Source organism: Microcystis sp. M079S1 (assembly GCF_020246425.1).
Taxonomy (GTDB): Bacteria; Cyanobacteriota; Cyanobacteriia; order Cyanobacteriales; family Microcystaceae; genus Microcystis; species Microcystis aeruginosa.
This window is the reverse complement of record NZ_JADBSZ010000154.1, coordinates 1-13,751: the sequence shown is the minus strand read 5'-3', so window position 1 is coordinate 13,751 and position 13,751 is coordinate 1. Positions and strand designations below refer to the sequence as shown.

At 42.0% G+C, this 13,751-nt stretch carries 8 protein-coding genes and 1 pseudogene; 3 read left to right on the top strand and 6 right to left on the bottom strand.

What is annotated here, in order from left to right:
* Positions 1 to 232: 232 nt before the first annotated feature.
* Together IM456_RS10290 and pcrA are read right to left on the bottom strand one after the other, a co-directional pair.
* Positions 233 to 664, bottom strand: a complete 432-nt coding sequence (locus tag IM456_RS10290) for a CAAD domain-containing protein (protein ID WP_002769850.1) — start codon at positions 662 to 664, stop codon at positions 233 to 235.
* A gap of 465 nt (positions 665 to 1,129) precedes the next feature.
* Positions 1,130 to 3,451 carry a DNA helicase PcrA gene (pcrA, locus tag IM456_RS10285; RefSeq protein WP_149987469.1) on the bottom strand — a complete coding sequence of 774 codons (2,322 nt, stop codon included), beginning with the start codon at positions 3,449 to 3,451 and terminating at the stop codon, positions 1,130 to 1,132.
* Between the two features lie 325 nt (positions 3,452 to 3,776).
* Between pcrA and metK the strand changes: the two genes are divergently transcribed.
* Positions 3,777 to 5,027, top strand: a complete 1,251-nt coding sequence (metK, locus tag IM456_RS10280; RefSeq protein WP_012267167.1) for a methionine adenosyltransferase — start codon at positions 3,777 to 3,779, stop codon at positions 5,025 to 5,027.
* A gap of 580 nt (positions 5,028 to 5,607) precedes the next feature.
* On the top strand, positions 5,608 to 7,482 hold the full coding sequence (locus IM456_RS10275; protein WP_287691482.1) for an ABC transporter ATP-binding protein: 1,875 nt from the start codon (positions 5,608 to 5,610) through the stop codon (positions 7,480 to 7,482).
* A gap of 131 nt (positions 7,483 to 7,613) precedes the next feature.
* Here IM456_RS10275 and IM456_RS10270 read toward each other — a convergent pair whose 3' ends face one another.
* A complete protein-coding gene (locus IM456_RS10270) occupies positions 7,614 to 9,011 on the bottom strand; it encodes an amidase (protein WP_287691484.1) in 1,398 nt (465 codons plus the stop codon).
* Positions 9,012 to 9,155: 144 nt separating this feature from the next.
* Between IM456_RS10270 and pyrR the strand changes: the two genes are divergently transcribed.
* A complete protein-coding gene (pyrR, locus tag IM456_RS10265) occupies positions 9,156 to 9,689 on the top strand; it encodes a bifunctional pyr operon transcriptional regulator/uracil phosphoribosyltransferase PyrR (protein ID WP_002759497.1) in 534 nt (177 codons plus the stop codon).
* Positions 9,690 to 10,014: 325 nt separating this feature from the next.
* Here pyrR and IM456_RS10260 read toward each other — a convergent pair whose 3' ends face one another.
* The 3 genes and pseudogenes from IM456_RS10260 to IM456_RS10250 all read right to left on the bottom strand — a co-directional run.
* Complete coding sequence (locus tag IM456_RS10260) at positions 10,015 to 10,797, bottom strand: endonuclease/exonuclease/phosphatase family protein (protein ID WP_287691480.1); 783 nt, start codon at positions 10,795 to 10,797, stop codon at positions 10,015 to 10,017.
* Between the two features lie 407 nt (positions 10,798 to 11,204).
* Positions 11,205 to 12,821, bottom strand: a complete 1,617-nt coding sequence (locus IM456_RS10255; RefSeq protein WP_287691478.1) for an ABC transporter substrate-binding protein — start codon at positions 12,819 to 12,821, stop codon at positions 11,205 to 11,207.
* A 287-nt stretch (positions 12,822 to 13,108) separates the two neighbouring features.
* Positions 13,109 to 13,751 (bottom strand): annotated as a pseudogene (locus tag IM456_RS10250) (transposase family protein); the annotation flags it as partial.

Below are 13,751 nucleotides of genomic sequence, written 5' to 3'. Positions count from 1 at the left end.
TTGAGAGAATCGTGCTTCAAAACCTTGCGTCTTCATCGGCCCGCGTCCTGTAGGGGCGAAGCATTCGGGCAATAACCTATCGGTGAAACCGGAGATTTTCTATCCGAATGCTTCGCCCGTACTTTTTGCCGCAAACCCTACTTATGCAAGAACTCTAGTGTAAGCTGTTGTGCAAAAACAAAGGAGTTGAGCGGAAACACTCAACTCCTTTGTTTTTTATGCTTGATTCTATCTATAAAGTGTTATTGTGACTGCCAAAAACTTGCGCTTTTAGTGCATCAATTTCGGCTAATAACTCGCGACGATTTTCATCCTTGAGCAGATAGCGCCAGACAAACCAACCAGTGTAAACGATCCCAACTAATTGTAGGATAGGAGCAAGGAGGGGAATATCATCGATCGCATCTAAAACCGCTAGGGTAACTTTCACGGTGACAAAACTGGCTAAAATTGCCCCCAGAACGATTAAAGGTTTTTTGTATCCAGAGAAGAAACTACCGATATAATCGGGGACGTTAGCCAGATAGGACATCACCGAATCCCAAACTGGTTCTACATATTCAGACCAAATCTGTTCGGTGCTGCTGCTGCTGGGTTTGCTCAGAGACCCGGGTAAATCCGTTCTAATCGGATTTTGGGTCTCGGTCGGTTGCATTGATTCCATATTAACTGATCCTCATCATTAAGGTTAGACAGTGCGCGAATACGACCAACGGGGGTCAATTTTAACAGACTGAATAGACTAACTCGCTGTTGCCCATATTATCGGATAATTGCGATACTAGGCGGAAAGTTGCTCAACAACTATTAAGAATCAAGGATTTAGCTTCTCAATTTTATCGTCAGTCTGACCGCAATTCTCTATTCTAACAGCAGGTAGCGATCGGAGTTGAGGAATCAGGGGGTGTCAGTTATCAGTGAACAGTAATCAGTTATCAGTGGGGAGATAGAGAGAAAAAAGCCGGTGGGTTACGGTGAATACTCAATTTTTAGTCAGAGTATAACTTATTTTCGCCTAACCCACCCTACAGATGATTACCTATGTGCTGATCTGGTGGGTTACGGCGAATACTCAATTTTTAGTCAGAGTATAACTTATTTTCGCCTAACCCACCCTACAGATGATTACCTATTCCTGGATAAGTTGCATGGGTGCGGTGCGAGGATCGATGATTTTCTGACCTAAACCCGAAAATTTGACCGCTAGATTCATTTTTTTACCCGCACCGAGGATATGGGTCACTTCTCCTTCTCCAAAAGTAGAGTGTAACACTCGATCGCCTACGCCCCATTTTCTTTGATCAGAGGCGGTTGTTTGAATGGGAACCACTTTTGGGGTCTTTTTCGGTTTCAGGTTGCTTGTGAGCAATTCTGGGGGCAATTCCTGCAAAAATTGGGAAGCTACCTTCATCTCTTTATTCCCCCAGACATATCTTTCTTTTGCGTAGGTTAAAAATAATTGTTCCTTGGCCCGAGTCACTCCCACATAACACAAACGGCGTTCTTCCTCAAGAGCAATGGGATCGTTTAAACTACGATTATGGGGAAAAATGCCCTGTTCTAAACCGACTAAAAAGACGATAGGAAACTCTAAACCTTTGGCGGAATGAAGGGTCATTAAGGAGACTTTTTCTTGACCTTCCTGAAGATTATCTAAATCCGAGGCTAAACTAGCACTAGCGAGAAATTCCTGGAGATTGGTTTCTTCGTTTTCTTCTTGGAATTGTACCACGGCGCTATACAATTCTTGAATATTCTCGATGCGGGTATCAGCTTCCTCGGTTCCCTGCTGTTTTAACTCATCGATATATCCCGAATCTTCCATGATTTGATCTAGGATTTCACTAGCGGATAAATCGGTGATTTTTTCTTGCAGGTTTTGGATAATTTTAGCTAACTTATTGATGCTTTTAGTCGCACGACCGGCGAGAGTATTAACGGAAGTTTCATCGCTGATAATTTCCCATAAAGGTACTCCTAATTCTTGGGCAGCTTTGAGCAAATTATCGATTGTGGTTTTACCGATACCGCGCCGGGGAGTGTTAATAATTCTCAGTAAACTAACGGTATCGGCAGGATTGGCAATCACTCGTAAATAAGCGATCGCATCTTTAATCTCCTGTCGATCATAAAATTTAAATCCCCCGACAATATTATAGGGGATATTATTGCGAATTAAGCCATCTTCAAAGGGGCGAGATTGGGCATTAATTCGGTAGAGAATGGCAAAACTACCCCAATTTAATTCGGGGTTTTCTTGGGTAAATTCTCGAATTTTATCGATAACAAAAGCTGCTTCTTCCTGTTCATCTCTGGCTTTAAAAACATAAATACTCTCGCCTCCTTCTCTGGTGGGAACAAGGACTTTATCGATTCTTTGACTATTCTTTTCAATTAACTTATTTGCCGCTTGCAGAATATTCTCCCGTGAACGATAGTTTTCCTGTAGTTTCACCATCGTGCGAGTATCATCATCGGGTAAACCATCGCCAAAGTCCGCTTGAAAATTGAGCAGAATAGTAAAATCTGCCATCCGAAAACTATAGATAGATTGGTCGGCATCACCCACCACAAAAATCGATCGATCCGTCCAATTCCACTCACTTTTTTTCGTTTCACCATTGGTGGACAAAAGCCGAATTAACTCGTACTGAATCCGGTTAGTGTCTTGGTATTCATCGACTAAAATATGTTTAAATTGCGTATGCCAATAACCGAGAATAGACTCATTTTGCTGAAAAAGACGGACTGGAACCAGTATCAAATCATCAAAATCTAGGGCATTATTTTGGGACAATTGCATCTGATAAGCCTGATAAACCTCAGAAATGACCTTTCCTCGAAAATGAGGGTTTTCTCTGGCGTAATCTGCGGGGGTTAAACCTAAATTTTTAGCATTACTAATCGCATAACGTAGATTGCGGGCATCAAATTTTTTATCGTCTAAATTCATTTGTTTAGTGACGATATTTTTCACCAAACTCTGGGCATCAGACTCGTCCATAATCGAAAAATTCCTTTGCCAACTATGACCATATTCATCCTGATATTTATTAATGTCATAGCGCAAAATCCGACCGCAAAGACTGTGAAAAGTCCCGATCCAGAGTTTTTTAGTATAATGCCGATAAACTTGAGAAAAGAGTTTTTTCTGTTCGTATTCTTCTAAAAGTTCTAATCTTTGACCGTATTTTTCCTGTGCTTTCTGTTGAGCAAAAGTTTTTTCAATTCTAGTTTTCATTTCCCGGGCCGCCTTATTGGTAAAAGTGACCGCGAGAATATTTTCCGGATCGACCCCGTGATGACGGATCAAATGGGCGATACGATAGGTTAAAGCGCTAGTTTTTCCCGATCCTGCTCCAGCAACCACCAACAGGGGGCCGCAAAAATGCTCAACAGCAAGGCGCTGGGAAGGATTGAGTTGTTCTAAATAATCGGCTGTGACTGTCATAATCTTTCCATATAGCTCTGCGACCTCTATTAATCAGGCTACATCATCGAGACGGCTATCGGGCATTAGTCAACCCCTTCAAGAGATAAAAATTTTTTGGGCTAGTTTGTTTCAAATCGCTCAAGATTCTAAGTTGTCATCTACAATGGAATTAGCGGAGACGAAAGTTTCCGTTCACTCCTCACACCACACTCCGTCCGGACAATGTTCGGGCGGTTTCTTATTGAAAATACTCGATCTCTACAAATTCCCTGTTACACTGTATGATCAAAGATTTCTTGGAATCTTTTTGCGTTCAAACGTACTACCATGTGAGGGACATCACTTGTCTAAACGTTATTTGTTCACCTCCGAATCGGTTACAGAGGGACATCCCGATAAAATTTGTGACCAGATTTCTGATACTATTCTCGATGCTCTGTTATCCCAAGATGACCACAGTCGTGTAGCGGCTGAAGTGGTTGTCAATACAGGGTTAGTCTTGATTACTGGTGAAATCACCTCGAAAGCACAGGTTCATTTCGTCGATTTAGTTCGCAAGAAAATCGCTGAAATCGGCTATATCAACGCAGATAACGGCTTTTCCTCGAATAGTTGCACCGTTTTAGTCGCTTTAGACGAACAATCTCCCGATATTTCCCAGGGTGTCACGGCTGCTCAGGAAAATCGCGAACTTCTCAGCAATGATGAACTCGATAAAATTGGTGCGGGAGACCAGGGTATTGTCTTCGGTTTCGCTTGCAATGAAACCCCCGAATTTATGCCCTTACCGATTAGTTTAGCCCACCGCATCGCTCGCCGTTTAGCGGCAGTCAGAAAAACGGGTGAACTGTCCTATCTGCGTCCCGACGGTAAAACGCAAGTATCGGTCATTTATGAAGATGGTCGTCCCGTGGGTATCGATACTATCCTTGTTTCTACCCAACACGATGCTACTATCGGCGATATCACCGATAATGATCTCGTCCAACAAAAGATTAAAAGTGATCTCTGGGAAGCGGTAGTACAACCGGTCTTCAGCGATTTAGAGATTAAACCCGATGCCAATACCCGTTATCTGGTTAATCCCACCGGAAAATTCGTCATTGGTGGACCCCAAGGCGACGCGGGATTAACGGGACGGAAAATTATCGTCGATACCTACGGTGGCTATTCTCGTCACGGTGGCGGCGCTTTCTCCGGTAAGGATCCTACCAAAGTCGATCGCTCCGCGGCCTATGCTTGCCGTTATGTGGCCAAAAATATCGTCGCTGCTGGTTTGGCCGATAAGTGCGAGATTCAAGTGGGTTATGCGATTGGGGTAGCTCGTCCGGTCAGTCTCTTCGTGGAAACCTTTGGCACCGGTAAAGTCGCTGATGATGTGATTCTGGACTTAATCAATAAATACTTTGAACTCCGTCCGGCCGGTATTATCCAAACCTTTAACCTGCGCGGTTTACCCAGTGAAAGAGGCGAGCGTTTTTACCAAGATGTGGCCGCTTATGGTCATTTTGGCCGCAATGATCTCGATTTACCCTGGGAACAAACCGATAAAGCCGCTATCCTCAAAGAAGCTTTGACTTCTGCGGTAGTATAGGGTTAAAAATTAACTGCAATTTTTGATTCAGGAATAGAGTTTCAGGCTCTATTCCTTTTTTATACTAAATCCGTTGAGTATAGGCTACTTATCAGGACAGGCAATAGGCAATAGGAGCAATAAATAATTAGTCTTTAATAACCGGATTTAGGACTATCAGTCAATCGAATCTGTCTTTCTGTTTGTGTTCTTTGTGCCTTTGTGTTTATCCTTAACTCTTATGGTATAACCGGACAACAAAAGGTTTGGTTTTAAACTTTAGCCTCCCTATTCTCTGGGTCTTCTTGTCGCTAAAAAAAGCTCACCTGTTATACTAAATCCGTTGAGTATAGGCTACATATCAGGAGAGGCACTCATGGAAAAGGCAATAGGCAATAGGGTGAATAAATAATCATTCTTTAATAACAGGATTTAGTGTTATTTGTTGATGAGTGAAGATGAATATAGCGTTTCTCATCAAGAGGAAGTGTAACCTGATTGGGTAAGGAAAACTTCCCATCTCACCAATAAGATAACTGCTATATAGTTAAAATTGACAACTTAGGTTAAGATGATGCTAGGTTTCACCAGTTAAAGACCTATGGATAACAAAATTCTCGACGTTCACCATCTCACCGTTGAATTTTCTAATCAGAAAAGAACAACAGTCGCCGTTAATAACATTAGTTTTAGCTTGCAGAAAGGTCAAGTTCTCGGTTGTGTGGGGGAGTCGGGTTCAGGAAAATCTGTCACCTCCCTCGCACTCATGGGACTGGTTCCCTCTCCGGGAAAAATTACTGGGGGAGAAATTTGCTTTCGTCCGGCAAAAGGTCAGTCAATGCAAGCAGTAGATTTATTATCTATTCCCCCGGAAGAATTGCGTTATTATCGCGGGGGAGAAATGGCGATGATTTTCCAAGAACCAATGAGTTCTCTTAATCCAGTTTATAACATCGAGTTTCAACTCACCGAAGCAATTTTACTGCATCAAAAAGTCACCACTGAACAGGCAAAAAATCAAGCAATATCTCTACTGCAAGAAGTGCGTTTATTACCCAGTGATGAACAGTTGGAGGAGCAGTATATAGAAACTTTTCCCTTAGAAAATAAGGGTCATGTCAGAGAAAAAATTAGAACTTATATTCAGGAACAAAAAGAGGCAATTCTCAAGCGTTATCCTCACGAATTATCGGGGGGACAATTACAAAGGGTAATGATTGCCATGGCGATTTCTTGTAATCCTACCCTATTAATTGCCGATGAACCAACCACCGCTTTAGATGTGACTGTCCAAGCAGAAATATTAAGATTATTAAGAGATTTGTGTAAAAGCGATCGAGAAATGTCAATGGTTTTTATCTCCCACGATTTAGGAGTTATTAACGAAATTGCCGATCAAATTGTCGTGATGTATCAAGGAGAAATTGTCGAACAAGGACCGAAAGAAGAAGTATTAAATTCTCCCCAACATCCCTACACAAAAGGTTTACTTGCCTGTCGTCCTCGCTTAAACTCTCGTCCAGAAAAATTGCCCACTGTCAGCGATTTTTTACGAGTGGAAAAAGACTCTCAAGGTAAGATTATTGAATTACAGGAAATTACTCCACCAGCAGTTAAATTTATTACTCTCCAGGAGGAAGAAAGCAGAATTGAAGGTTTACAAGATCACGAGAATATTTTATCGGTAGAAAATTTATCGGTTAGATTTCCAGTTAAGGGAGTTTTCGGGCAAGTAAAGACCTTTTTTAATGCCGTAGATCAGGTCAGTTTTGCCGTTAAACAGGGGGAAACCCTCGGTTTAGTCGGTGAGTCGGGCTGCGGAAAATCTACCTTAGCAAGGACAATTCTGCGCTTAATTCCTGCCACTTCTGGAGATATCTATTTCCGAGGAGAAAATCTCGCTAAATTAAACCCCAGCGATCCAAAATTAAGACTACTGAGACGGGAATTACAGATAGTTTTTCAGAATCCCTACAACTCCCTGAATCCCCGTTTATCCATCGGTAAAGCAATTTTAGAACCGATGGTTATTCATCATACCGGCGGCAATTCCCAAAAGCGACGGCAACGAGTAGAATATTTATTAGAACGAGTTAAACTTGATCCTAATTGGTTTGATCGCTATCCCCATCAATTATCAGGAGGACAACGACAAAGGGTGTGTATTGCTCGCGCTTTAGCCTTAAATCCTCAGTTTATTATCTGTGATGAATCTGTCTCTGCTTTAGATGTTTCCGTGCAAGCGGGAGTCTTAAATTTACTCAAAGAATTACAGCAGGAATTTAATCTCACTTATATCTTTATTTCCCACGATTTAAGTGTCGTCAGATTTATGAGCGATCGGATTATGGTGATGAATAAAGGTAAAATTGAGGAAATGGGTACAGCTAACCAAATTATTAACTCTCCCCAAAGTGATTACACCCGTAAACTTATCGCTTCCATTCCCCAATTTACCGAAAGTCTTGCTAGTTAAGTAGCTGGTTATAATTGAATTAAAAATGGATTTTAGCTTCGATCCCCCCTTAGTCCCCCCTTAATAAGGGGGGTGCCGATCCCCCCTGCCCCCCTTGATAAGGGGGGTGTCTGACAACTTTTAACACCTACCTAGTTAAAATTAGCCATCAAACCTAAAGGATTAGCTGCCTCTAATTGTGCCGATAAACCTAACAAAGTGATTTCATCAGCAGGTTTACCAACTAACTGAATTGCCACGGGTAAACCCTGACTATCCACTCCCGTGGGTAAAGCAATCGCGGGTAAACCACTCGCATTAGCAATCGGAGAAGGGGCAATCCAACTAATCATCTTATTAACCGCTTCTTCCGGTGGTAAATTTTCCCACTCAGCAATTCCGGGGGGTTGATGTAGAAAAATTGGCAAAAGTAAGACATCAAAATTATCAAACATCGCCACAATTTGCCGCGAAATAACGTGCATCTGCCGCACCGCTTGCAGGTATTCCCCCGCACTGCCAGAATTGTCCAATAACCATTGGTTAAGGGGACTTAATAACTCCTTGGGAATTCCCGTCGCCGCCGTCCCCGCTTGCCAAATACGGCGAAAAGGAGCGATTAAAGCCTGTAAATCGGGAGAATACTCCGTTAAATGATGCCCCATGTTCTCTAAATTTTTAGCCGTCTCGATCACAGCATTTTTATAGACGGCAGCCGCTTCGCCGAAGGGGGATATGGAAGTAGAAAAAGCGATTCTTAGGGGTTTTACGCCTCTCTGAGTGGCTTCTAGGAAAGAAAAGGGCGGATCGGGTAGCCAGTAGGGATCGCCCGTCGTATAGCCCGAAATCACGGTAAGCAGCGCCGCCCCATCTGCCACCGTCTTAGAAAGAGTGCCGTTAGTGGCGATACCGCTTTGAAATTCCCCCACTGGGGCATAGGAAACGCGCCCACGACTGGGTTTTATCCCCACCAAACCGCAACAACCCGCCGGAGTACGAATGGAACCGCCACCGTCGGAACCCTGGGCAATCGGGCAGAAACCCGCCGCTACCGCCGCCGCCGCACCGCCACTGGAACCTCCTGCGGTATAATCGCGGTTGAAGGGGTTACGAGTCGGCAAAAAACCCGGATTTTCGGTGTAGGGAAAGGAACCTAGCTGGGAAGTGGCAGTTTTGCCCAGAAGGATAAAACCCGCCATTTTCATTCTGGTGACGATTCCTTCGTCGTATTGGGCAATATTTCCCTGTAAAGCGGCGACTCCGTAACTAACCGGCATTCCAGCGACGGCATTTAAGTCTTTAATGGCGGTGGGAACTCCAAAAAAAGGCGGTAATTCGGCAGTAGCGGTGATTTGACTTAATTGTTCCGTTTGGGCGCTCGCGGTTGCTAGGGCGCTTTCCCTGGCGACATGGACAAAACTACCAATTTGACAGTCAAATTTCTCAATTCTGTCGAGGTATAAATGGGTTAATTCTAGGGGGGAGATTTGTTTAGTGCGAATCAGTTGGGCTAATTCTAGGGCAGATTTTTGCAATAATTCATCACTCATGAGCGATCGAGGTAAAATAAGTAGGTGAAAATAATTATATTCGTTAGTGATGGAGATGGTTTTAAAGGAAAAAGGAAAAAGTAAAAAAAGGGACATTGCCGTAAAAATTTCCCGATCCCCTATCCCCCCTTGTCTTGGAAAATTATGACCCCACAGTTAATTGAAATTCTCTCGGCTGACGAAATTCGTCGCACCATTACCCGTTTAGCTTCCGAAGTTATCGAAAAAAGTGGCGATTTAAATAACTTGATTTTGATCGGTATCTACACGCGAGGAGTGCCTTTAGCTAATTTAATTGCTAATCAAATTGAGAGCTTAGAAGGGGTAAAAGTTCCCGTGGGAGCGATCGATATTACCTTCTATCGCGACGATCTCGATCGCATTAAAACCCGCACTCCTGCTAAAACCAAAATGCCCCTAGATGTCACGGGAAAAACCGTGATTTTAGTCGATGATGTTATCTATAAAGGTCGCACAATCCGCGCCGCTTTCAATGCTATTATTGAGTATGGCAGACCGCAAAAAATCCGCTTATTAGTCCTCGTTGATCGTGGTCATCGGGAATTACCAATTCACCCGGATTTTACGGGCAAAAAACTCCCCACCGCAGCCGAGGAACAGGTAAAAGTTTATCTACAAGAGATTGACGGCAAAGATGGGGTGGAATTAATCAAATAAACTGGGGATTGGTAACTAATCCCCAGAGGAAAATAAACAGAATTGCATCGATAATTAGGTAGGCGTTAAAAATTATCAGACACCCCCCTTATCAATGGTAGGGTTGATTCATGAATCAACCCTACCTTATCAAGGGGGGCAGGGGGGATCGAACCTAAAATCCATTTTTAATTTAATTATAACCAGCTACTTAATAGCCACAAAAATATCACTTCTTGAGGTTTTTTCCTGTTTAAAACACCGAACAAATTTAACCACCGAATCACCAAAGTCTGCTGAAGCTTTTACCCTCTATATATTTGCTAAATAAAAAAATCATCTATTTTTAGGGCAAGGTAAAAGCAGCAATTACGGGATAATGATCGGAAGGAATAAGATTCAACCAACGGGAAGGATCGACTTTTGCCCAATCTAACTGTAAACGGTTATCATAATAAATTGTATCGATGGCTAAATAAGGGGTATCGGTGTAATTATTAAAGCTCATTTGTTCGGCTAATTCCAAATCGGCTAAAGCATCCTTTAATCTAATTTCTGACTGGAGAGGTTGAGTTAAAATCTGACGGGGTAATCGTTGAGAATTAACATTAAAATCCCCCGTTAAAAATAGGTAATCTTCTGTTAAATCTAGTTGACAAAAATGCTCTTGTATGCACTTAGCCCCTAAGTTCTTAGCTTGGTCGCTATAGTAATCGAGATGGGTATTATAAAACTGCAAAGTTTGCCCCTCAAGAGTGCCAAATTTAGCCCCCGTTACCATGCGGGGATAAGGATTACCCCAAGCTTCAGTGATACTGCCAATAATATCGGGAGTTTCTGATAGCCAAAATTCGTATATTTCCAAACATTGTAACCGACTTGGTTGATATAAAATCGCACAATGTTCATCTAATCCTGTCCCCCTGCGATCGCTGCCTAAACTTTGGTATTTTGGCAATAAACGGTGTAGATCCAATAGTTGATTAGCGCGAGCTTCCTGAGTACCAATTATATCAGGAGAATAGTGAGCAATTAAAGCCGCTACTGCTTCCCTTCTTACTCGCCAATTACGCTCATCGGGATCGGGTTTATCGTAGCGAATATTAAAGGACATTGCTGTTAGTTTCATAGGAAAATGGAGAATGAGGAAGGGAAGTAGGGAAGTGGGAATCGGTAGTGGGAAGTGGGAAGTGGGAAGTGGGAAGTGGGGAAGCTGTCTCATCACCCTATCACCCCAAAACCCTCCGCAACGCGCACGCAGTGACCACCCTATCTCCTGAATACTGAATACTGACTCCTGACTGCTAACTCCTAATAATTAATTAGGGCTTGCTGAATAAATCTAAAAACCTTGTTGGGTAAGACTTTTAGACCTTTTGTCAATCAAAAAGTAATGGATATGGGAGTGATCGGGGGGAAATTTAGGCACTTTTTCCCTGAAAATTAGGTAATTGGCCACCTCAAAACTGGTAAAACCCCACACCCCACACCCCACACCCTGCCCCCAGGAAAAACTTTTTCAGCAAACCCTAATTATCAGGATTTTTTGGCAATTGTCCAGAAGGGAAAAGTCTGACTGGGATTGATGATAACTCCCGTGATGCCATTGCGAGCAAAAGCGTATTCCTTGGTTTGCCAAAGGGGAATATAGGGAACTTCATCGGCGAGAATTTCTTGAATTTTGCCAAAGATTTGCTTTCTTTTGGCTGGGTTACTTTCCCGACGGGATTGTGCGATTAATTGATTCATTTCTTGACTATAAAAAAATGAGCCTTGGCTTTGCGATCCTCCTTCTTCGCAGCCAGTTTCTGGGGAACCTTTAGCACAATCTAAAAAGGGATAAATATAGTTATCTGCATCCAAAAAATCGGGATACCAATTAGATAGGGCAGTGGTATAAAGTCCCTGGCTAATATTACGGAAAAAGGCCGCTCCTAGGATACTATTGGGTTCAAATTGAATCCTATTATCTAAATCCCGTTTTGATAGGGCTTTCATCACTGCCGCCACGCTGCTGGAAGTGATCGATCCCGAGGAGTGCCAAACTTCTACAATTGCGGGTTTTTCTTGACTATAACCAGCAGCTTTTAGTAATTGTTTAGCTTGCTCTATATTATGGTTGCCATAGCGCTCTTTAAACACCGGTTGTGACTCGGAAAAAGTAGTAGGAATGAGACTAAAAAGAGGGATGCCTTGACCTTGTAAAATGCGCTCATTAAGTAAATCTCGATCGACTAGAGAAGCAATGGCTTGTCGCACTAAAATATTATTGGTGGGTTCACTTTTGAGATTGAGGCTCATAAAGTTAATTGCTGCCCCAGAAGATTCGATGGCTTGCCATTTTTCCTGCGCCGCTTCTGTGCGTAATTTTCTCACTTGAGGAGGGAGTAAAGATTGATAGGCAATATCCACCGCACCCGTCTGAAAACCGTTGAATAAATTGGCAGGATTCGAGAGATAAATTTGAACATTAACTCCCTTATTTTTGGCCGGTTCTCCCCAATAGCGATCGAAGGCTTCTAAACTAAAAGAATCGCTGGTAACTGCTTTTAATCGATAATGTCCCGTGCCGATAAATTCTTCAGGTTTAAATTTACCCTCGCCAATTTGATAAAATTTGGGTGAAACTGCACAGGCTCCGGGGTAAGCTAAAAGAGCGGGAAAGGCGGCAAAAGGTCTGGTTAGTTTAATAGTAATTTCGTCTTCTTTGGTAGCAGTGATTTTATCAATTGTATCCCGGAGAAGAAAGGAAGGTTCACCACCATTTTTGATAAATCTTTCTAGGGAAAACTTCATCGCCTCTGCGTTAAAAACCGTGCCATCATGAAAAATAACTCCTCGACGTACTGGGATAGTATAGGTCAAACCATCGGGGCTAATTTGCGGTAATTCCGTGGCCAGGAGAGGCTTTAAATTAGTGGTTCCTTCCGCGTAGGTGTAGAGAGTTTCACCGAGATTATAAATAATAAAAAGTCCCGCTAACTCATAACTATCGGCAGGATCGATCGAGCGTGGTTTTAGGGTTGTCCCGATCATCAGGCGATCGCTATCTCGTTGTGGTAAATTGGAATTAGTGGACTGACAGCCGACGGTCAGAAGAAAACAGAGGCAAAATAAACTTAAATAGCGGTAAAGTTGGCTTAAAGGTCTCATCGATGGCGATTAACGGCAGCTAGGTATCAATCAATCCTATCATTTCTTAATAGAACTCTTGCCAGTTAATTATATGTTATAATGACGAGTTAACTAATTTTCCCCAAAAAAATAGTTATTTAGTACAAATGAACCAAATAAAAACTTGAAGTTTAACTTTTAACTCAAAACTCTTTAGATATGCTTGAATTTGGTTATCAAAACCTCTTTATTTAAGCAGCACAAACTATCTCAATTTTTATAATTGAGAATAAATTCCCGTTGACTTGATTAATGTTTGGCAACTTTTAAGAAGCAGCTATAGCTATCCCTAACTCATAATTATAAATAGCCGCCAACAAGTTAACTCTTAAACTATATCTTCGACTTTATATGTTCAATGATAATCCTTTCTTTGGCTAAAGCCTTGTTATACTCCTTTTCTAAGTCTGTTAATTTTCTATTTTTCGGTTTCTTTTTCGGTGTATAACTATTACTATGGTATTGAGATATTCCCTGATAACCACTGTCTTCTATGCTGGTAGTTAAAGGATGAAAACGAACTCGACTTTTTTTAAATAAACTAAAATCATGACCTCTGCCTTTGACCTGAAAGATACAGATAATTCCCGCCGTATTTTGATTAGCTACTAATTGGGATTTTAAAGTATGATAACCTCTTTTACCTGAAAAAATTTTTTTCTGTTTCTTTTGGGGGCGTTCAATGGTAGTTTCCGTTACATCCATTACCGTTACGACCGGTATCTCTGTTTGATTGAGTAAAGCTTTTTTTCCTTTTAAACGGAAGTTTCCCGATTCTAAAAGCATTTTTTCCGTCTTATTTACAATCCGACCTATAGTTGATTCTGATAGTTGACCGCTTGTACCAATGTGAAAATATGTTCTATATTCTCGCCAATATTCTAACGTTACTAAAACTTGTTCTTCTAT

Coding starts and splice junctions, on each gene's coding strand:
- IM456_RS10255 (WP_287691478.1), bottom strand. CDS start 12,821: ATGAGACCTTTAAGCCAACTTTACCGCTATTTAAGTTTATTTTGCCTC.
- IM456_RS10275 (WP_287691482.1), top strand. CDS start 5,608: ATGGATAACAAAATTCTCGACGTTCACCATCTCACCGTTGAATTTTCT.
- pcrA (WP_149987469.1), bottom strand. CDS start 3,451: ATGACAGTCACAGCCGATTATTTAGAACAACTCAATCCTTCCCAGCGC.
- IM456_RS10290 (WP_002769850.1), bottom strand. CDS start 664: ATGGAATCAATGCAACCGACCGAGACCCAAAATCCGATTAGAACGGAT.
- IM456_RS10260 (WP_287691480.1), bottom strand. CDS start 10,797: ATGAAACTAACAGCAATGTCCTTTAATATTCGCTACGATAAACCCGAT.
- IM456_RS10270 (WP_287691484.1), bottom strand. CDS start 9,011: ATGAGTGATGAATTATTGCAAAAATCTGCCCTAGAATTAGCCCAACTG.
- pyrR (WP_002759497.1), top strand. CDS start 9,156: ATGACCCCACAGTTAATTGAAATTCTCTCGGCTGACGAAATTCGTCGC.